Origin of the sequence: Weissella minor, assembly GCF_001437425.1 — a bacterium.
Taxonomy (GTDB): Bacteria; Bacillota; Bacilli; order Lactobacillales; family Lactobacillaceae; genus Weissella; species Weissella minor.
In genome coordinates, this window is record NZ_JQCD01000024.1 from 561,475 (window position 1) to 582,338 (window position 20,864).

Sequence of the window (20,864 nt, forward strand, 5' to 3'; positions counted from 1 at the left end):
GCTTACACCTCATTATGCTTCATCAGCTTGTTTTTCTTGCTTTTCCTGCTTATCGGCTTGTTCTTCATCCTTTTTTGGTGTCGTACCATCAGGCAACGTATCCTTAGTTGGCTTATCCCACGTTACGAAATCACAATCTGGATAACGTGAACAACCATAAAATGTACGGCCACGACGCGTTTTACGTTCGACCACTTGACCATTTTTACACTTTGGACATGGCAAACCAATTTGCTCAACAATGGTTTCTGTATACCGACAGTCTGGGAAACGTGAACAAGCTTTAAACTTACCGTAACGTCCTAATTTAATTAGGATTGGTGCCCCACAAACTGGACAGTTTTCACCGGCCAACTCGTCTTTAAGCACAATCTTTTCCATTTCGGTTTCAGCTTTTTCAAGTTCAGTTGAAAATGGCTTATAAAAGTCATCCACAACCTTAACCCAATACTTATCACCTTCTTCAACCTCATCCAGCTCATTTTCGACCTGGGCGGTAAACTTTACATCTGTAATGTCTGGGAAATACTCATCCATCGTCCCTTGTACAAGTTCACCAATTTCAGTTGGGACAAACTTTTTTGCATCTCGCTTCACATAAGCGCGTTTTTGAATTGTCTCAATCGTTGCCGCATATGTTGACGGACGTCCAACTCCGTTTTCTTCTAGCGCCTTCACTAATGCCGCTTCAGTATAACGTGCTGGTGGCTGTGTAAAGTGTTGATCTGGTGACAATTGTTCCATGGTAACGACATCACCTTCAGCTAATTCGGGTAATTTATTATCCTTTTCACGCGCTGATGGGTAAGCTTTGGTAAAACCTTGGAATTTCGTTTTAGATCCATTGGCACGGAATTGCACATCATTTTGTTCAATCGTAACCGCCATTGTATCTAAGACTTCTGGCGTCATTTGTGACGCGACAAAACGTGACCAAATCAATTGGTATAGCTTAAATTGGTCATTCGTTAATTTATCTTTCACAGAAGCAGGTGTTCGGAAAACTGATGTTGGTCGTACGGCTTCGTGGGCATCTTGCGCCCCTTCTTGTTGCTTACCTTGAACTGGCTTTGACGCAGCATATTCCGCACCATATTCTTCATGAATAAAATGCGCTGTATCATTTTTAGCGGTACTTGAAATACGCGTTGAGTCAGTACGCATATACGTAATTAATCCAACGGTCCCTTCCTTACCACCCAAATTGATTCCTTCATAAAGCTGTTGCGCCGCCATCATTGTCTTTCGAGCTCGGAAGTTCAACTGATTATTGGCTGCTTGTTGCATTGTCGATGTGGTAAACGGTGGCTGTGGGTTTCGGCGACGCTCTTTAGCTTCAACCTTTGTAACCTCAAAATCACCAGCTTGATCCAAACGTTGCACAATGTCTTTGACTGCATCATTGTCAGGCAAATCCATTTTCTTGCCTGCCAAGCCCCAGAAGTCTGCTTTAAACTTAGAACGATTCTTTTTAAATTGCGTCTCTAATGTCCAATATTCTTCTGGTTGGAAACGTTGAATCTCGTGTTCACGATCAATCACTAGACCAAGTGCGATTGTTTGCACACGTCCAGCTGAAAGTCCTGGTTTTACTTTCTTCCACAAAATAGGTGAAATTGAATACCCGACTAATCGATCTAAAACACGTCGCGCTTGCTGCGCATCCACTAGATTCATATCAATTTGACGTGGACTCTTAAAGGCATCTTTAACTGCATCTTTGGTAATTTCATTAAAAACCACACGATTTTCGCCAGCATCAATATCTAAATCTAAGATATTCGACAAGTGCCACGCAATCGCTTCCCCTTCACGGTCCGGGTCGGATGCGAGATAAACATGCTTAGCTGCTTTGGCCTCTTTTTTAAGACCTTTAATAATATCGCCTTTACCACGAATATTAATATATTTAGGCGTGTAATCATTTTCAATATCTACACCCATTTGTGACTTAGGTAAGTCACGAATATGCCCTATACTTGCAACTACTTTATAATTACTACCTAAATATTTTTCAATTGTTTTGGCCTTTGATGGAGACTCCACAATGACTAAGTTCTTCTTACGTTTAGTTGTCTTTTTTGTAGTTGCACGCTTGGTTGTTTTCTTGGTTTTGGTTGCTTCTACCATGTGCGTGCTCGCTTTCTTCTCAAGTTTATTGTGTTCATTCAGCTAAGACTATACACCAAAAATGAATTTTTTCCTACATATAACTCTGATTCTAAGCATGTTTTAAATCTAAATTATAAAATAAACAAGTATCTGCAACACAATTTGGCTAATCATCCTAGCGTTAAATGACTCACATTATTTCATCAGATTAGCATAGATAAGTCATTTTCTGCAAATCAGTTCGCCGTTACCCTTTAACGCGCCTAATCAGAAAATAAAATGGTCTACTTTCTATGTATACAAAAAAAGCGCAAGTTAGATTGCACTTTTCCATCATTTATTTTATAAATCTATTTACCAACTACCACCGAATTGGAAATGATTGTGCATAATTACTAAACACACGTTCATCACGCGGTACGTACTTGTTCAATGTTTCCAATGCGGTTTTCAGACTAGTCGGATTTTGAACATTTAAACGTAAATTCGTCAAAACTTCATGATTTAGTTGCTTCACTAAATCATTCGCAACGTGGCCAACATTGGATCCTTTTTCAATACGTTGATAATCTACAAGTAAAGTTTGATTTAACGCGTGATAACGCTGTTCATATTCAGCTTTAGAAAGGTCATTGTATAGATTAGAGAGAATGGATTTTACTTCACTCGCTTCACGTTCTTTTTTATTACCTGACATTTAGCACACCTCACTTTAAAAGTTCAAAAAAGCCAGAATAATGGCAACGATTAGTAAAATAATGCCGATCATTGCAACAATCTTCATTTGACTTTCCGAAAACTTAAACCGACTATCATTGGCCGCAATCGTAAATAACAATCCCGAAAACATGGTTGCTGTCTGCAAATGCGTTAAATCAAATTGTTGCGACCGCAACATATTAATCAAACTCAAGATAACAATTAATCCACCCAATCCATAAAAAATATTATTAATCCATGTCTTCATAAAGCGACCCTCCAGCGGAACCATTCTTTTGATTGCCTATAGTATACGCTTTTTAAGCGTTATATGTTAATTTTCATGCTGAGTTTGTATGAATTGTTGCAATTCATGTCGATAATGATGGCCTTGATTATAATTTGCCAGGGCTTTCACATCAGCTCTCGGATTAACATCGTCTAAAATTAATCGTTGATATAAATCAGCATAGGGTGCTGCGACAAACTGACCGCTTTCTGCCTCTTTTTGTAAATCATAGTCAATTTTTTTAAATTGCATATCGCCAATACCTGCATCATCAATATCTAATATCATATATTGCGCACGTCGATCATGTTGAAATGCAGCATAATTATAATAAGGAGAACCCACAGATCCAGGATTGAAAATTAATTGATCCGCATGACTGTAACGCATCAGCTGATGATGAATATGTCCATAAATTGCCACATCCAGCGCCTGGTCATTGAATAGCTGATCTAAATTAGTCGTATCCGCATCTGATACCAAGTTGCGACCATAATTCTGCATTGACGTATTATGCGACAATCCAATCTGAAGGCCATTAATTTGCACTGTCGTGGCAATTGGCGCTTCGCGCATTTGTGTTAAATATTGCTCATCCAGTTCTTCAAATAAATATTTGGCAAGGATTCCGAAATATACATCTTCCGGATCATTCAAGTCAACCGCTTGGGGATTATCCAACACATCTAGAAAAATTTCATCCCAGTTGCCACGTAGATACACAGTGGTATTAATTTGTTTTAAAAGTTCGAACAAGTGATTTCCACCATAACCAGGCAGTACCAAATCACCCAGGAACCAACTTTCATCGATAGGCTGCTGTTGAATATCTGCAACGACCGCTTCTAAGGCCGTTAGATTTCCGTGAACATCCGAAAGAACAGCAATTTTAGTCATGAGTCACCTCTACGCTTTCTTAAAAAAAAGAGCTTCATCAGCTCAAATGTCAATCGACGCTAAATTAACAAACGATTATCGACTGCGGATTCAATACCTAAGTCACTAATACCCGTTAGATAATCCTCCATCGTGACTTGGTCATTGGAACGCATCACATGAAATGAACCAGATTGATTATGTGATAAATAACGTGAGTCCATTAACCCATTCCGTTCATAGAATTGAACCCGTTTAACACGCTGTTCTTCATTAGCTGCGTCAAGACCAGTTTGCTCGCTTTCCAAAATATAACCGTTTGGATACATTTTTTTCAAATGTTGCAAGACTTCACTACCAACATTTTTTCCACGCATTTTAGCATCAATGGCCAAATATAAAATAAATGCTTTACCAGTATCAATGCCCACATGTAAACAGATGCCGACATATTCATCATCACGTTCAATAATTGAGAGATGAATATTGCTATGCGTTGCTTGCTGATTTAACAAAAAATTCATCGCAAAGCGTTCTGTCTCTGGGAAAGCATCCACATAGACTTGATCCCAATATGCTGCATTTTCAGTATTATAATCAATAAATTTCATTTTTCACTTCCATTAGGTTATTTTAGTTTAGGTCAGCTGTTATGCGTTAACAACCGTCTCAAATTCTGCTATCACATTCTCAGCGTCATCTACTGACAATACTAAACGCTGATATCGCTCATGTTCTAACTCAATCACAATCAACGGTGTGGCTTGCTTGGCATTAAAAAAAGTCACCTGATTATTTTTCACAAAATCCCCTGCCCAATAACCTGGAATGCGAGTTCCTGGCGCTCTCAAGCCTTTTGCTTCATTTAAAATATCCGGATCTCCCATGCTGATTGACCGTACATGGTTAAGGGGCACTTTAATTTCCTGCTTTAAAGCCGCAATCTTAGTCAAGCCAGTTGGTGTCACAATTAGTGTATCGGTTGCTATCTGAATCAGATTTAACATCTTCAATCTCCCTTTATCCCAACCAAACGTTATTTAATTTGATCTTTATAGCGACTATATAAATCTTGATCTGAAATGGTCGTCGGATCCTTTTTATCCTGAGCCTGTTTCATTTCCCACTGCTGCCCTGAACGCGTGACCACATAGGTTTTATCCTTACCCTCGAACAAATCAGAGGTGACTTGCCAAGTCTGTTTATCCGTCTTGTTCACTGACATTTTATTTAAAGCAACACTCGCCGGTGGTAGCTGATGGCCCACCTTATCATATCCTTTTTCAGCATTTTCACGCACCCAACACTTAATGAGGCGTTCTTGATCTTTCGAACTTAATTGATCAATTTGCGTTTGTTGCACTGAGCTTGCGATTGCAGTGCGCTCCTTTAATTTTTGCTCGTGTAGCTGGTTAACACCAAAAATAACACCAGTTAAAACAACACCTATTACAACTGCACTTAAAATCGTTTTCTGATACTTCATGCGAACCCCCTCTACAAACTGTAACTGAAAAAAATCACTTTAGCTTAATTCACTTTTAAAACCGGTCATATCAGCATCTGTAATTTCACGGATGACCCGACAAGGAACTCCAGCTGCAATTACATTAGCCGGAATATCCTTGGTAATCACGCTTCCAGAACCAATGACCGTATTATCACCAATCGTCACGCCTTGATTGATATGCACGCCTGCACCAACCCAAACATTATTACCAATTGTCACCTTTTTAGCATAACAACCACCTTTGACACGCTCTTGCGCATCTAGGGCATGATTTGACGTATAAATGCCCACTTTTGGACCAAAAAGTACATTGTCTCCAATTTCAATACCTCCACCATCAAGCATGACACAGTCAAAATTAGCATAGAAATTATTACCAATTGTGATATTAAATCCAAATTCACAGCGGAAAGTTGGTTCAAAAAAGACCCCCTCACCAATCGAGTGCAATAGTTCGCCCAACACTTCAGTTCGCTTTACCTCAGTTTGACCAAATGTTGCATTATATTTATTCGTTAACAAAACTGTTTGTTCACGTGCTGTCACTAATTCTGGTGTCAAATCATCATACATGGCTCCCGTGAGCATATGTTGGCATTGTTCCGCTAGGTTCATAGTTAATCTCCTTAATCCTAGTAGCAATTGTCTTAATAACCAAACCAGGCCACTTTGTACTGTTGTTTTCGTCTCAATTCATCAATAATTTTAATTTCAGCTGTTGAAGGCTGATAAATGCCTTTCAAACGAAGTCGATCAATCGTCCGTAATAAGTGTCCCAATAGTTCAAAATGACTATTTTTACCTCTGGCAACCTTATCTCTTGTCATTACGACCTGAGATTGTATCTCCGGATTTAAATCAAAGCTCAGCAATTGATCTAATAAATCTAGCACAATTTGCCTTTTTTTAAACATTAAATCATCTCCTCTTGCTTTATACTTATTATAGCAGTTAAAAGGGAGGACTTATATGGGTATTCAACTAGAACCAATTACCGCCAATGACACCGTGACGATGACAGGGATGTATCATAGTGCGTTTGCAGGACTTTATGAAAAATATCATGACGATGCAACCAATCCTTTTAAAGAAACCCCACAAAGTATTTTAACTAAAATTAACACTGACACGCATCATTACTATTTTATTAACATTAATCAAAAACGTGTTGGCTTGATTGGTCTCATTCAAACCGAATCAGCGCAAATCACACGCATATCGCCTTTACTGATACTTCCACAGTACGAGGGGCATCATTTTGCGCAAGCAACTTTAAACGCCTTGCCTGATTTTTTTCCAACTATCACACAATTGGAAGTCGATACCATTTTACAAGAAGCCAAACTCGTTCATTTATACGAAAAGTGTGGCTTTGAGCGGATTCCAAACAAGAAAATCCAGCTTCAATCCAATATGACATTGATATTTTTAAGAAAAAGCCTATAAAAAAGTCACGCCTAAAAAGACGTGACTTTTTATTATGCTAATTTATCAATGAGTTGGGCCATTGTTGCTTTGGCTTCACCAGGCAATATATTATATTCCGTTTGCGCCTCCATAAAGTTTAAACGAGTCTGCAAACGTTCAACCACTTTCTCACGATAGTGTGTATCTGAAAAGTCGACCTCATAGCCCGGAATTTCTAAATAAAGCAATTCATCTAATCCACCATAAGGAATAAATTTAGCTTCATGATGAATAATGTCATCAATACTATCAAGTGTTACATCTGGCGTTACTTTCTTGTTGCCAAAATACCCTGTATTAATGACATAACATGCTGTCCCCAGTTCTTCAAAAAGGGTACGAAAATCTTGATAATCCTCCCCCAATGGATAAACTCTAAATGGATTAGCAAATGGCTCAATCACTAATTTATTCTTATCAACACCATTGACAATATTCTCAGCACTTGAACGTTTTGTTGCTAACGTTACGCCAAAAGCCGCAGCAATGACAGGGTCCGTAATTTTAAGCACGGGTGGTAATGAATCGTCCTTCATAATCCAGTAAACCGCATCTAATGCTGAAGCTAGATGATCGGTCCGATTTTTAGTCATAAATCGTGATTTAACGGCACGCCCATTACTATTACGAATATCACGCAATACTGGGACTTTTTCGCCTGACTCATTTAAGGTTACACCAACATTTTGACAGGTTAAGAAATAGTCCACAGAGCTTTTGGTTAAGTCATAATCTTGTGTTTTATCAAAATACGACGGTTCTAACGCCGTAGCTGAGGCATCAGTTTTATTAATCACAAAGGCATCATCATGTAAGATTTCAATCTGCTCATCTCTTTTAGATGGCGCAAAAGTAATGGTTGATTTACCTGATCCTGATAACCCGAACGCCGCCATCGTATACGTCTTATCAGCTAATTGATATTGTTTCATACCGCCATGAGCAGAAACAAATCTATTTCGATGCGCTGTGGCCCAAGCTAATGTCAATGTCCCCTTTTTCAGCTCACCAAAATAACTCAAACCTAAAATAATCGCAACGTTATGCGCTTGATCAAAAAAGGCCAATCCATTGGGAAAATCTGGATGTTGCCAATTTGGGTCAGCGTAAATATAGATATCATTTTCATCAAATTTATTTGATGCTTGATACATGGCATCATGAATGGCATCTTTAACTTGAAAATTTAACATATATGAATACAAACTATTGGCATATTCTTCAGGTATCATCAGATGACTCTTCATCATAAAATCAGCATCTAATCCCACATAAACTTCAGTTTTTAGAAATTTTTCAGCTCGGCCATCAAAAATAGCTTCACGGATAATCCCTTCATACTGCTTAGTATCTGTTTCGGGATACTCAGCAATCACCCGTGCAGCTGCCGTTCGGCCAACAATCTTTCCATTATTGTAAACCAACACTTTTGCATCATCAGGCAATCCCAAGTCTTGCGTATGTTTCACACCCATATCTGTGACAATGGTTCCTGGAGCCTGATTAGCGCGATCATAAGCATCTTGCAAATCAAGCACTTCTTGCACGTTGTTACCGTAGAAGGCTGTCTCAACAGTTGTCTTAACACTGTTCAAAAGCTGATTCTTTTCTGTGATACTGGCATTTGCTAAATTTCCAATCGTGGCCATAAGGTCCTCCTAATTATAAGAAAGCGTTTTCATAACATCTTCATTATACGGGAGTTATTTAAAAATGTAAAAAAACATTTTTAGATTTAGATAAATTAAAAAGCACTATCATCAAAGATAGTGCTTTTTTCTAATACCATTTACCTAGCAAATAAAATAAGATGGCAATATCAATTGCTGCAAATATTAAAGTGACTAGTAATTGTTTAGTCGTAAATCGATTGGTTTGTGACCAAAATTGATGCCCACCCCAAATGATGACGGCAATTAAAACCACAACAGTTACGCCAAATTCCAAAACTTGTAACATGTTAAACTCCTCAATCAGCTACTATAATAGACGTCCATTATCATGCCATTGACCATATTGTTCCTGCGCATCTAAAGACTTTAAAAACTTATTCAATCGTTTTTGATATACATCTGCTTGCACAGATTGGATATTATCAATTTTAATCCGCTTATACAAATCTGGTAATTCATCAAAATAACGCTTTCGTGTCTCATTTGCCCGAATTGCCTCTAAAATAATGGCATCAATTTTGAAATGGGTCACATCCATATCTGGTAAAACAGCCCGACCTTGATCCGTCATTAAACCTAATCGTTCTAGGCGGCGCACACGGGCCTTGTTTAGTTCTGTCCACGAACTACGTTTTGCCCGTGGTGATAACCGTTGCGCGGTTTGGTTAGGACTAATTTTCTTTTTAATCCCATCAATCCAACCGTAACATAAAGCTGCCTCAACTGCGTCAAGATACAACAGCTTCCCTGGCTCAGGTTTGACACTCACAATCACCCAACAGGCTGTTTGTGTTGTCGCGTTTTGATCTAACCAGTCCAACAATTCACGCTGCGTCGTTACTGTTAATAAATGATCAATTTCCATAGAGTTTATTTATCTTCTTCTGGCTCAGATAACTGGCTATTTTGATAACGCTTATACAAAATAATTGCGATAATCAAAATTAAGATAGCACCACTCAATGTCAAAATCTTAAGAGCATCATCATGGTAGACCAAAATTGCACGAATAATTGCGGTTACCGCAACATACAAGTAGTCCTCAAAATTAATTTCAGCATTATTTGAGAAATAATCTTTAATAATCACCAAAAACTCAATACATAAGAATAGTGACAAAATACTCTCTGATACATCCGTAAACTCTAGCCCGGAACTATGCTGGAAGAGTTCTTCTACTAAAGCCACAATTTCTAAACAGAAATAACCAGCAATCACTAATCCAAGGACCAACATAAAGGCCATAATAACCCAATCAGAAAAATTTGAAATCAACTTTGCTTTCTTTTTTAACATACATCCCACCACTTCACTTCTAGAATTTCTTATTTGAGTATACTGGATTTATATCTTAGACACAATTTAATTCCTGCAATTTTATGTCCCTTGCATTAAATCTGTAGGTGCCGTTAAAACGAATGCCCCCTCATAAATCAGCGCATAATTTCCGGCAAAAGCTGGATTTAAAACATCGCCTGGCATCACCCAGACATTTCGATTTTCGTCATTGGCAATCGCTGCCGTGACCATCGTACCGGACTTACATTTAGCCTGACAAATCACAATATCCTTGGTTAATCCCACAATGATTCGATTTCTTTCTGGAAAATGCCAGGCTTTTGGTCCCATCCACGGCAAATATTCTGATAGTATCAAGCCATGCGTTCCAATATGGGCTTGTAATGCGCAATTTTCAGCCGGATAACTATGATTCAAACCGGTTCCAATGACTGCAACCGTTTTACCAGCACATCCTAATACAATTCGATGGACCAAACAGTCAACACCTTTAGCATTTCCAGAGACAATCGTATATGCTGCTGCCCACTCAGGTAACCAGGCGCGTAATAAGGACTTGGTTTGCGGTAAAATTTCTCGACTCCCCACCACACCTAGCATTGGTGTTTTTAACAAGTTTCGATTGCCTTGATAAAAAAGCACTAACGGGGGATCACTAATTTGTTTTAAGTTTTCTGGATAGTCTGAATCAATAATCATCACCACTGACAAGGCACTAATTTGCTGTAACTCTGGCATCCATTGCCCGGATTGAAACCAATTGACGATGCGCATTTGCTTTTTGTCCGAAAACGCACACAGCTTTAAAAATGCCAGATTACACTGAAATGCTTGTTGCTCCAGTGCCCATCGCCAAATTTGATACCTTTGTTTACAATTTAATCCTGGAATTAACATTAACCACAATAAAAAAACACGTTGCATAACCGCCTCCTGATTCAATAGAGACGCCAACAAAACGTGTTTTTGCATTATTTATGATAATTTTTTACGGGCGCAAAAGTCATCCGATGAATTGGACAAGGTCCTAGCGCCTCTAATCCAGCTAAATGCGCCTTCGTCCCATAACCAGCATTTTTAGCAAAATCATATCCGGGATATTGCTGATCATACTGAACCATCAACTCATCACGATAATTTTTCGCTAGAATTGACGCAGCACCGATACTAATACTGCGGTCATCCCCTTTAATTAATTTTTCTTGGGGTAAATCCATATCAACCGTCATCGCATCAATCAAGAGCCCATCAACTGGAACTTGTAACTGCTCAATGGCTTGCTTCATGGCAATGCGACTGGCCTCATAGATATTCACTTCATCAATCATCTGGGCATCAACCACACCAAAAGCATAGTCCACGACTTCCGACTTAATTTGTGCATCTAATTGCATGCGTTTTTTGGCTGATAACTGTTTTGAATCATGAACTGCTACTAAATCAAAATGGTCATCAATCACAACGGCGCCTGCGACAACTGGTCCGGCCAAAGGCCCCCGCCCGACTTCATCAACACCGGCCAACTGCTTATTGTCTAACCAAGCAGCTTTTTCAAAAGATAACCTTTGGTCAAACGCGTCCCGTTGGTCCGCTAATTTGGCTTGATTCCGCTCAAATTGTTGAAGTAATTTCTGAACACCAACCCGCTCATCATCTTGCCATTGTGAGACGCTCGCTGGATTTTCAGCTAATGCCGTTTTAATCTCAGAAATGGTTGCGCGTTTAGGCTTCATCCACGATTTCTCCAATACGATCACTTGGCATTTCTAGCGTATAGCGTCCTAACTTACCACGACGTAAATCAATCAACATACGTTCGGCGGCACGGTCATAATCATCTTTAAACCCAAGTTTCTGCGTAATCAACAATAAAATATCAACGTCACTCATTGTATCAAAACTATCTTCTGGCAAATGATAACGTTCGATAATTGCTTTCGGATTATAATCACGCATGAATTTAAGCATGCCAAGTGCAACATCGTCATTATTAATTAATTGATCTTTGATTGCACCGGTCATAGCAAGATGTTCACCAACCCGCTTATCTTCAAATTTAGGCCATAGTACCCCAGGGGTGTCCAATAATTCAAGATTGGTTGGCGTCTTAAGCCATTGCAACTTTTTCGTCACACCAGGTCGGTCACCGGTAATGGCAACATTTTTCATAACCAAATGATTCAATAAAGTTGACTTTCCAACGTTTGGAATTCCGGCAACCAATGCCCGAATCGCCTTATCTTTAACCCCTTTATCCGCCAAATTAGCCCACTTATCAGCTAACACTTCACGGGCTGCCTTCGTCATAATTTGTGGGGTTTTATGTCCACGTGTGTCTAGTGCAACAACTGCTAAGCCTTGGCTTTCAAAATGATTAACCCATTCTTTTGTTCGAGCTGGGTCAGCCAAATCGGTTTTAGTTAAGACCAATAGACGCGGCTTTTGCCCCAACACTTCATCCAATTCTGGATTACGCGATGATGCGGGAATTCGTGCGTCAACTAATTCAAACACGATATCCACATACTTCATATTTTCCCGCATTAAACGGAAAGCCTTAGCCATATGACCTGGATACCATTGTATTATTTGTGCCATGTTACGACCTCCTTTTTAGTTTTCTGAAGCGAGATACTCAGCCCAAGCTTCATCAAAAATAGTTACAGAATGCAAATAACTTGCATTTTCTTCTAAATGTCTTGAAATTTCATCAAAGTCATCACTTTGTTTTGGGAATTGTTGGTCATAAAATGCCCCATTCGCAAATGTTTGCACTTCGTTGGCAGCAACAGGATTGCGTTGCGTCATTAACCAACTATAAAATGAACGTCGCATCACACAACCTCTTTTCTTAAAAATTGACTTTTTCTATTTTAGCATAAAACGCTGGCTTCCGCAGAATGCTTACGGTTTTACCCCATAATTCTTTTGCCGCGCCGTTGTTAAATACATAATAGCCTAATCAAGTTGCATATTCCCCATCACCATCTTTTCGACATCCCCCTGCTCAGTCACATCAACATCAGTAAAGCCGAGCTTTTTATATATGGCTTTGGTTTCTGGCATCGTAAAAAAAGAACAGTTAATCCTAGAAGATTAACTGTTCACAATCACATTAATTTATTTCATAACTGAAGCCAATGGCTCCTGGACCCGCATGAGTTGCCACAGTTGGTGATGTTTCAAAAACTTTAACATCAGCATCTGGGAAATCAGCTTGAATTTCATCAGCCCAAGCTTGTGCCTTTTCTGGAATACCAACATGCGCAAGGTGCACAGCCTTAATACCAGTTGGTTCGTCCTTCATCTTATCAATAAAGCCGTTCACATACTTCTTAATGGCTTTTGCACCACGGCCCTTAACTTCAACTTGAATATCACCGGCAACGACATGCGCACCGACTTGAATATTCATCAAACCAGCCACAAATCCAGCTGTCTTTGATAGACGACCACCTTTAACAAGGTTATCTAATTCTGAAACTGTCAAATAAAGCTGTGTCTTATCATGCACTTCTTTAATCTTGGCCAGAATATCTTCCTTACTGGCACCCTCAGCCGCTAACTTAGCAGCTGCAATCACTTGAAAAGCTTCAGAGCGGTCAATAAAGTCTGAATCAAGAACAGTTACATCAGCATTCACCATCATTGCGGCTTGTTCGGCAGCATTAACTGTTCCAGACAAACCTTTAGTTAAGTGGATTGAAATGATTGAAGAACCATCTTTAGCTAAATCTTCATAGACCTCAGTAAAGGCTCCTAATGAAGGTTGTGATGTGCTTGGCAATGCACTTGATTCAGCCATCATCCCAACAAATTCATCACGTCCGATGGTAACACCATCTTGGTAAACTGTTCCATCAATCATCACCGTCAATGGTACAACGGTAATGCCATATTGTTCAGCTTCTTCCTTACTAATTAAAGCGGTAGAATCCGTAACGATCTTTACTTGAGCCATTTTTTATCCTCTCAACTTTCAATTCATTATTCATATTATGACACATTCAGTTTAATACTGGCAAATTAAAGCCAGCTTTAAAGTGAGTCTGGATGACGCATCCAACCAAGGGCGAGCGCGCCAGGACCTAAATGGGTTCCAATTACTGGTCCAAAATACCCCATATCAAATTCTACTTCAGGGAATTTAACTTGTAAATCAGCTAACCATTTTTGACCCTCTTCTAAGTTATTAGAATAAATCACCATCGCCCGCACTGGATAGTCAACCTCAGCAATGCCTTCTTGGAATAAATTCTCTGCCCGTGCTAATGATTTTTTCATTGAGCGCACTTTTTCAAATGGCACAATGTAATTCGTTTTATCATCAAAAGTCAAAATTGGCTTAATTTTCAACATTGATCCTAAAAATGCTGAAGCATTTGACAGGCGACCACCACGAGCCAAATTTTGTAAGTCGTCTACGACGAAGTACTCATCGATTGTCTCACGTAACTGATCTAAAGTTTCCGTGATTTCGGCGACACTTGCCCCATTTTGGGCCATCTCACCGGCCTTCAAAGCCAATAACCCCATGGGGCGCACAGTTAATTTTGAATCATAGGCATGCACGGTAAACCCCTCGACACTGTCTCGTAAACTTTCAACAGTTTTTACCGCACTTGAAATAGTTGAAGACAAGTCAATGACAAATGCTTCATCATAGCCTTCTTGCTTCAGTTGTTCAAACAACTTAATCCAGTCACCAACGGCAGGTTGTGATGTCGTTGGGAAATTTTCCGTATGTGCCAACATATCGTAAAATTCTTCACGCTCAATATCGACCCCTTCGTGGTATTCTTTACCATCAATAATCACCGGAATTGGCACAACTTGAATGTTATACTCTGCTACCTCTTCCGGAGATAAGTAGGCTGTTGAGTCAGTTACAATTGCTACTGTCATTCCACACTTTCCCCTGTCTGTTTGTTATAAAAAATTATTTACTAAAAATAAATGCATAAAATAAAAACATTTCAATTTTAGCATATTCGTTCCAAAGAATCAGTGATTATCAGCAATCGGCTTATTTTTTACTCAAAGTAAATTTTTAAAAATAACGTTTGACAAGTGATTATGAGAATCCTATAATTTAAATATCATAAACGAAGGAGATATTCATTATGCGTCATTCAATGCAAACAATTGAACAAGTAGTCGTCAGCGTCGTCGTGATTAACGAGTAAGCTGACACCCTTTGTGCTGCTTACTTATTTACACAAGTAGGCAGCTATGACGATGTGGATACATTTCCAACACGCGTAGCTATTTCTGGCTACGCGTGTTTTTATTTATCGTCAAGAAAAAATAGGAGAATTTATTATGCAAGAAAAACACACACCTCGCACCCGTGATATTTTATTGATTGCTTCCGTTATCTTCGGCATGTTCTTTGGTGCCGGTAATTTAATCTTCCCCATTCAATTGGGTCAATCTGCTGGTAGTAACTGGATCTTAGCCACCCTGGGTTTCTTAGTAACTGGAACTTTAGTGCCTTATCTGGCCATGCTCGCCATTTCCGTCACAAAATCTGAAAGTGCCTATGATTTAGCTAAACCGGTTGCACCGTGGTTTGGTATGGCCCTATTGGTTCTTATTCACTTAACCTTAGGTCCATTGGTTGCAACACCACGTACAGCAGCTACTGGCTTTACAATGGGGGTTGCACCCTTCTTGCCTGAAAGTTGGCAAGGTATTGGTATGATTATCTTTTCATTCATCTTTTTTGCACTCGCCATTTTAGTTAGTGTCACTAATTCGCGAATTACCGATTGGGTTGGTCGATATCTAACACCCCTATTTTTAATTTTAATCATTGGCGTAATCATCATTGGACTTTTGAACCCAATGGGTGATTTAAACCAACCAGTTGCAAGCGCTTATCAAAGCACCCCTTTCATGACTGGTTTCTTAGATGGTTATAACACACTTGATGGAGTTGCTTTGTTGGCCCTTGCCGTTTCTGTGGTTTATGCCGTTCGTGGCCTTGGTTACCGCGACCAAGCCATTTCAAGTACGATTGCCAAAGCCGGATTGTTAAGTATTATGCTTGAAGCGTTAATCTATACAGCATTGATTGTGCTAGGGGTTGCCTCATTAACACAATTAAAGTTAGCCGATAATGGTGGTATCGCATTAATGCAAATTATCCAACATTACTTTGGGACTTCTGGTTCAATTTTGACCGGTATTTTGGTTATCTTAGCCGTGTTCACGACTGCAGTTGGTTTGCTATCTTCATTTGCGCATGACATGCATCTCATTTTTAATAAAATTAGTTATAATGGTTGGTTGATTATTTCATCAGCTGGATCATTCTTAACTGCTAATTTGGGACTCACAAATATTATTAAGTGGTCATCACCACTATTAATGTTCATCTATCCATTTGTTTTGACGCTTATTTTCTTAGCTTTGATTCAACGCTTCTTCAATGGTGCCCCCATCGTTTATCGTTTGACGATGCTTTTCGTTGCACCAATGGCCCTAATGGATGGTTTGGCTAGTGCCCCATTTGCATCTAGCCCCGCTATCGCTAATTTAGTCTCAGGTTATCATCATTTGATTCCATTTGCTTCGGCTGGTTTTGGCTGGATTCTCCCGGCTTTGATTGGTTTTGGACTTAGTTTAATCATTTGGCATTTCCAAAAACGCGCCTAATGAACACCATAAAAAAACCGATGACATCTAATCGTCATCGGTTTTTTTATGCAATTTTATTGATTGACTTATCTAAACGATTAAGTAGAATTTCCATCATGCGTTTCTCTTCATCTGACCAAACTGAAAAGACTTGTTTATTAAACTCAGCCTGCGCATCAACCAATGCCGTCATTGTATCAAGCCCTTTTTGCGTCAAACGATAACGTAACTGACGATTATCATGGCTAATCACTTCACTTTCAACTAGTTCTTTTTTCACCAATGATTTTAACTGACGTGAGAGCGTTGAGTTATCAAGTGCCATCCCTTTTGACAATTTATCCTGAGTATCATACCCGTCATTCACATAACCCAATAAAGTCCATTCGGCAACTGTTACGCCCTGTCCTTTAGCCATTTGAATTAAATTAGTTCGATATTGCTTTTCAGCAACTTGCAATGCGTCCAAGATTTGTTTCATATCGAGTTCCTACCTTCGTTTCAATCCTTTGTTATTATCAATTTATTTACATGTATGTTTATCATCTGAGCATAGTTTATGCATCAAATTTAGTCATTTCATTTTCTACAATAGCATAGATAGAATTGAACGCGTTTAGTTAACCCCATTCCTAATCATTTTTTAAGAATTAAATCAAAATAAAAAGGAGTCATTAAAACGACCCCTTTATCTTAATTAAATTTCTGGTTTTTGACGTAACTTTTGAACAACCAAAGCAGATGGTGTTACCGTCATCGTCGTTTGACCTTCAAAAATAACGAAACCTGGCTTTGCACCATTTGGCTTACGTAAACGTCGAACCGGTAAGTAATCAACAGGTACATTCGCTGAATCACGGGCTTTAGAGAAATAGGCAGCTAATTGTGCCCCTTCTTCAAGGATCTGCGTACTTGGTTCAGCATCATGAATAATGACGTGTGAGCCCGGAATATCTTTTGTATGTAACCAGATATCAGAACGCTGAGCTGTCTTCATCGAAAGTCGTTCATTTTGCAAATTATTTTTACCAACTTCAATTAAAGTGCCATCGCTCGCATAAAATTTTTCTGGTTGACTCACTTGTGGCTTTTGCTTCTTTTTCTTTTGTACCCGCAAATAGCCTTCTTGAATCAATTCTTGTCTAATTTCTTCAATGTCTTTTGGACTAGCAATATCAACTTGTGCTTGTAAATTCTCAAAATAGTCTACTTCCGCCTGAGCCAAGGCAATCTGTTCATTTAAGTATTTAACTGATGCCTTCAACTTGTTATAACGTGTGAAATAACGCTGGGCATTTTGAGAAGGATTTAGTTGATTGGACAATTGAATTTGCATGGGTTCATTATTTTCATAATAATTGGGCAATTCAATTTCAGTCATCCCACGTTCAATTTGATGCATATAAGTTGTCAGTAATTCACCTTTTACTTTAAATTCATCAGCTTGATCGGCCGCAGCTAATTCAGCCTGCTGCTTCTTAATTTTGGTCTTATTTTTCTTTAGTTCATTATGAATCACACGTAATACAATTCCGGCTTGTTGTTGCACGCGGTCACGCTCAGATTTACCTTCATAATAAGCATCTAGCATGGTACTTAAGCTTTCAAAATGCTTAGCAGTGCCCGTCACTGTTTCCCATGAAAATGGTACAAATTGTAAACTTTTTTCAGTTTCAATCAATTGTGGATCCGGCGTATCAAAATGGGCTAGCCAAGCTTGCGCATGCGCCATGGCATCACCTTCATTTTGAACAACTGCTGCTAATTCACGAGCTGAATCACGGGCAAACCCTTGAAAATGACCTTGAATGGCTTTAGCTAATTCAGCCTGATCTGGATAATCTAAGATAAAATTAGCCAAGCCATCTAAGGTTGCATATGGATTTAAGACATCTTGCTTAGGCGGTTGTACATAGCGTGCTCCTGGCATCAATGTACGCACACGATTTTGGTCAGCTGGCACATGTTTAATCAAATCAATAATTTTTTGACTGCTTTCATCCACCAAGAAGAGATTTGAATGGCGGCCCATCATCTCTAAAATCAAAACTGTATGCTCTTCATCCCCTAATTCATTGCGCCCTGACACAATAAAACGTAAAATACGATCATTTTCAACTTGCTCAATCCGAATTAACTGCGCACCTTCTAAATGCTTACGTAGCATCATTGCGAAATTAGGCGCTGTTTGCGGATTCTTATACTTAATATCAGAAATTTGTGCGCGTGCAAACATTGGATGTGCACTAAGTAAGACGGGGTAATTGTGTCGGTTGTTACGTACAACCAAAAAGATTTCATTGGCATACGGTTGATGGATTTTCATAATCCGTCCGCCTGCTAATGTATCATTTAATTCTCGTGCCATTGCATGCGTAAATAATCCGTCAAATGCCATGTTCTACCACCTTTTTTAATCTACAAAATACTGGCGAATAACACGTTCGTCTTCAGCCAATTGTATTTTTAACGTTTCCATTCCGGAAAATTTTTCTTCACCTCGAAGATAATGATGCCAACGAACATTCACAGCTTCACCATAAATATTTTGGGCAAAATCAAACAAGTAAATTTCAACTGTCTTAGGTCTAGCATCCCCAAAAGTCACATTATAACCAATTGATGCCATCCCTTGATACCAATCATCACCAATTTGCATTTCCACAGCATACACACCAATTGCTGGTAAACGCTCGTCTCGTGGTGTTTGAATGTTTGCGGTTGGATAACCCATTTGACGTCCCCGGGCCTCACCATGGACAACCACACCACTTGTTTGATAGGGAATGGTCAAGAATTCCGCCAGTTCATCCATACGACCAGCATCAACTAATTGACGACTGTAACGTGATGCACTTTCATGGCCTAAAATTTCGATTTTTGGAATTTCAAGGACATCAAAACGGCCATTGGCATATTCTGCTAAATGCGCCATATCAGCATTGGCATCCTTAGCCCCATAAGTATGATCAAATCCAGCGACCGCAACCTTGGCATTTAAGCCAACAATGTAATTATCGACAAATGCTTGTGGTGATTGCTCAGCATAGCTGGCTGTGAAATTAACCACATAAGTTTCATCGACACCCAAGTCTGATAATAAATCGAGCTTACGTGACAATGTCGTTAAATACTGAAGCGGGTTCGCATGCGTTTCAAACACAACAGAAGCATGTTGATCATAGGTTAATACTGCTAGTTTCAAGCCCCGAGCTTGTGCAACTTTTTGTGCTTCTTTAATGACTTGTCGATGACCAGCATGCAATCCATCAAAAAAACCCATTGCAAGTACTTTTTGACTCGGATTAATTGTTGCAGCATCAAATGGATGATGTAAATAATAAACTTCCATAATTCTTCACTGTCCTTACTCTGTTTTGAACGTACGATATGGTCGATACTGATCTTTTCGTTCCGACCACTCAAAAATTGACTTCACTTCCCCACCGTATACGACGGCAATTTTGTCATCAGTTCGTGGATATTGATCATTTGGTAAACCAATGCCATGCTTCACACGATCCCATACCACGTCATCAATCTCAACTTGTTTAAATTGAGCGACGGCACTATCAATTGACCAAAGCCAATCATCAATATTACCAACTGTTTCCATTTGAGTTTTCACATCAGTTAATGAATGGCTATCAGCTAAGGTATATCCTCCCGCTGCTTGTCGGGTTAACTGGCTCATAACAGAAGCGAGCTCCAGCTTTTGACCTAAATCAACAGCCAATGTCCGGATGTACGTTCCTTTTGACACCACAGCCTTGAACGCAAACGATTGTGTCTGCGTGACTGGATCAAAATTTAAATCACTTGTTCGTTTAAATTCATAAATGGTCGCATCACGTTTTGGACGTTCAACTGTTTCACCGGCCCGTGCATAATCATATAATCGGCGTCCATTCACTTTGACCGCAGAATACATGGGTGGAATTTGAATGATATCTCCTTCTAAAGTCTGCATCGCCTGATCAATCACATGCGCTTCGATTGGTTGCGTCAAAAATGTCTCTGCGACAATTTCGCTATCTAAATCTTCAGTTGTCGTCGAAAAGCCAAGCGTTACCATACCGGTGTATACTTTTCCAGCGTCTTGTAAAAATTCAATACTCTTGGTTGCTTTACCAATTGCAATCGGTAAAACCCCATCAACACTAGGATCCAACGTTCCAGCATGACCGATTTTCTTAGTTCTCAAAATTTTACGCAATTTAAATACAACATCATGTGATGTCATGCCTGCTTCTTTATATACTGGGAGAATTCCTTCCATGATTAACTTCCTTCTCTG

At 39.2% G+C, this 20,864-nt stretch carries 25 protein-coding genes; 2 read left to right on the forward strand and 23 right to left on the reverse strand.

Annotation, left to right across the window (positions count from 1 at the left end):
- Nucleotides 1-12: 12 nt before the first annotated feature.
- From topA to IV67_RS06215, 9 genes are all read right to left on the reverse strand, one after another.
- Entirely contained in the window at nucleotides 13-2,130 is a 2,118-nt protein-coding gene (gene topA, locus IV67_RS06175) for a type I DNA topoisomerase (protein WP_057788159.1), read from the reverse strand.
- Between the two features lie 343 nt (nucleotides 2,131-2,473).
- Nucleotides 2,474-2,809 (reverse strand): bacteriocin immunity family protein, encoded by a 336-nt coding sequence (locus tag IV67_RS06180; RefSeq protein WP_057788160.1) that lies wholly within the window; start codon nucleotides 2,807-2,809, stop codon nucleotides 2,474-2,476.
- Nucleotides 2,810-2,824: 15 nt separating this feature from the next.
- The gene (locus tag IV67_RS06185; protein WP_057788161.1) at nucleotides 2,825-3,079 is read right to left on the reverse strand and encodes a hypothetical protein; all 255 of its coding nucleotides are present in this window, start codon (nucleotides 3,077-3,079) and stop codon (nucleotides 2,825-2,827) included.
- Nucleotides 3,080-3,145: 66 nt separating this feature from the next.
- Complete coding sequence (locus IV67_RS06190; RefSeq protein ID WP_057788163.1) at nucleotides 3,146-3,997, reverse strand: metallophosphoesterase family protein; 852 nt, start codon at nucleotides 3,995-3,997, stop codon at nucleotides 3,146-3,148.
- 59 nt (nucleotides 3,998-4,056) lie between these two features.
- A complete protein-coding gene (locus IV67_RS06195; protein ID WP_057788165.1) occupies nucleotides 4,057-4,587 on the reverse strand; it encodes a GNAT family N-acetyltransferase in 531 nt (176 codons plus the stop codon).
- 39 nt (nucleotides 4,588-4,626) lie between these two features.
- Nucleotides 4,627-4,983, reverse strand: coding sequence for a PH domain-containing protein (locus IV67_RS06200; RefSeq protein ID WP_057788167.1), 357 nt, complete (start codon nucleotides 4,981-4,983; stop codon nucleotides 4,627-4,629).
- Nucleotides 4,984-5,012: 29 nt separating this feature from the next.
- Nucleotides 5,013-5,462, reverse strand: coding sequence for a hypothetical protein (locus tag IV67_RS06205; protein ID WP_057788169.1), 450 nt, complete (start codon nucleotides 5,460-5,462; stop codon nucleotides 5,013-5,015).
- A 39-nt stretch (nucleotides 5,463-5,501) separates the two neighbouring features.
- Nucleotides 5,502-6,101 carry a sugar O-acetyltransferase gene (locus IV67_RS06210; protein ID WP_083486689.1) on the reverse strand — a complete coding sequence of 200 codons (600 nt, stop codon included), beginning with the start codon at nucleotides 6,099-6,101 and terminating at the stop codon, nucleotides 5,502-5,504.
- Nucleotides 6,102-6,133: 32 nt separating this feature from the next.
- Nucleotides 6,134-6,400, reverse strand: a complete 267-nt coding sequence (locus tag IV67_RS06215) for a hypothetical protein (RefSeq protein ID WP_057788171.1) — start codon at nucleotides 6,398-6,400, stop codon at nucleotides 6,134-6,136.
- A gap of 55 nt (nucleotides 6,401-6,455) precedes the next feature.
- Here IV67_RS06215 and IV67_RS06220 point away from each other — a divergent pair, with 55 nt between their 5' ends.
- Entirely contained in the window at nucleotides 6,456-6,932 is a 477-nt protein-coding gene (locus IV67_RS06220; RefSeq protein ID WP_057788173.1) for a GNAT family N-acetyltransferase, read from the forward strand.
- 32 nt (nucleotides 6,933-6,964) lie between these two features.
- Here IV67_RS06220 and IV67_RS06225 read toward each other — a convergent pair whose 3' ends face one another.
- The 10 genes from IV67_RS06225 to IV67_RS06270 form a co-directional block, all read right to left on the reverse strand.
- Nucleotides 6,965-8,602, reverse strand: coding sequence for a phosphoenolpyruvate carboxykinase (ATP) (locus IV67_RS06225; RefSeq protein WP_057788175.1), 1,638 nt, complete (start codon nucleotides 8,600-8,602; stop codon nucleotides 6,965-6,967).
- 130 nt (nucleotides 8,603-8,732) lie between these two features.
- Nucleotides 8,733-8,912, reverse strand: coding sequence for a hypothetical protein (locus IV67_RS06230; RefSeq protein WP_057788177.1), 180 nt, complete (start codon nucleotides 8,910-8,912; stop codon nucleotides 8,733-8,735).
- A 21-nt stretch (nucleotides 8,913-8,933) separates the two neighbouring features.
- Complete coding sequence (locus IV67_RS06235; RefSeq protein ID WP_057788179.1) at nucleotides 8,934-9,491, reverse strand: YdeI/OmpD-associated family protein; 558 nt, start codon at nucleotides 9,489-9,491, stop codon at nucleotides 8,934-8,936.
- A 5-nt stretch (nucleotides 9,492-9,496) separates the two neighbouring features.
- A complete protein-coding gene (locus IV67_RS06240; RefSeq protein ID WP_057788181.1) occupies nucleotides 9,497-9,922 on the reverse strand; it encodes a phosphate-starvation-inducible PsiE family protein in 426 nt (141 codons plus the stop codon).
- Between the two features lie 81 nt (nucleotides 9,923-10,003).
- Entirely contained in the window at nucleotides 10,004-10,849 is an 846-nt protein-coding gene (gene dprA / locus IV67_RS06245) for a DNA-processing protein DprA (protein WP_057788184.1), read from the reverse strand.
- A 47-nt stretch (nucleotides 10,850-10,896) separates the two neighbouring features.
- Nucleotides 10,897-11,658: a ribonuclease HII gene (locus tag IV67_RS06250; RefSeq protein WP_057788186.1), complete on the reverse strand. Its 762-nt coding sequence runs from the start codon at nucleotides 11,656-11,658 to the stop codon at nucleotides 10,897-10,899.
- The gene (gene ylqF / locus IV67_RS06255) at nucleotides 11,648-12,523 is read right to left on the reverse strand and encodes a ribosome biogenesis GTPase YlqF (RefSeq protein ID WP_057788188.1); all 876 of its coding nucleotides are present in this window, start codon (nucleotides 12,521-12,523) and stop codon (nucleotides 11,648-11,650) included. Before ylqF ends, IV67_RS06250 begins: the two co-directional genes overlap by 11 nt.
- A gap of 15 nt (nucleotides 12,524-12,538) precedes the next feature.
- Nucleotides 12,539-12,763 (reverse strand): YozE family protein, encoded by a 225-nt coding sequence (locus IV67_RS06260; protein ID WP_201782734.1) that lies wholly within the window; start codon nucleotides 12,761-12,763, stop codon nucleotides 12,539-12,541.
- 277 nt (nucleotides 12,764-13,040) lie between these two features.
- Complete coding sequence (locus IV67_RS06265) at nucleotides 13,041-13,886, reverse strand: DegV family protein (protein ID WP_057788192.1); 846 nt, start codon at nucleotides 13,884-13,886, stop codon at nucleotides 13,041-13,043.
- A 77-nt stretch (nucleotides 13,887-13,963) separates the two neighbouring features.
- Nucleotides 13,964-14,830, reverse strand: a complete 867-nt coding sequence (locus IV67_RS06270) for a DegV family protein (protein ID WP_057788194.1) — start codon at nucleotides 14,828-14,830, stop codon at nucleotides 13,964-13,966.
- A 417-nt stretch (nucleotides 14,831-15,247) separates the two neighbouring features.
- Here IV67_RS06270 and brnQ point away from each other — a divergent pair, with 417 nt between their 5' ends.
- Nucleotides 15,248-16,585 (forward strand): branched-chain amino acid transport system II carrier protein, encoded by a 1,338-nt coding sequence (gene brnQ / locus IV67_RS06275; protein WP_057788195.1) that lies wholly within the window; start codon nucleotides 15,248-15,250, stop codon nucleotides 16,583-16,585.
- A 46-nt stretch (nucleotides 16,586-16,631) separates the two neighbouring features.
- On the opposite strand, the gene IV67_RS06280 is transcribed toward brnQ, so the two are convergent.
- The 4 genes from IV67_RS06280 to truB all read right to left on the reverse strand — a co-directional run bounded on the left by IV67_RS06280 (nucleotide 16,632) and on the right by truB (nucleotide 20,846).
- The gene (locus IV67_RS06280; protein WP_057788197.1) at nucleotides 16,632-17,048 is read right to left on the reverse strand and encodes a MarR family winged helix-turn-helix transcriptional regulator; all 417 of its coding nucleotides are present in this window, start codon (nucleotides 17,046-17,048) and stop codon (nucleotides 16,632-16,634) included.
- Nucleotides 17,049-17,264: 216 nt separating this feature from the next.
- Complete coding sequence (locus IV67_RS06285) at nucleotides 17,265-18,965, reverse strand: NFACT RNA binding domain-containing protein (protein ID WP_057788199.1); 1,701 nt, start codon at nucleotides 18,963-18,965, stop codon at nucleotides 17,265-17,267.
- Between the two features lie 15 nt (nucleotides 18,966-18,980).
- Nucleotides 18,981-19,919: a riboflavin biosynthesis protein RibF gene (ribF, locus tag IV67_RS06290; protein ID WP_057788201.1), complete on the reverse strand. Its 939-nt coding sequence runs from the start codon at nucleotides 19,917-19,919 to the stop codon at nucleotides 18,981-18,983.
- Between the two features lie 15 nt (nucleotides 19,920-19,934).
- Nucleotides 19,935-20,846, reverse strand: coding sequence for a tRNA pseudouridine(55) synthase TruB (truB, locus tag IV67_RS06295; protein ID WP_057788202.1), 912 nt, complete (start codon nucleotides 20,844-20,846; stop codon nucleotides 19,935-19,937).
- Nucleotides 20,847-20,864: the final 18 nt, after the last annotated feature.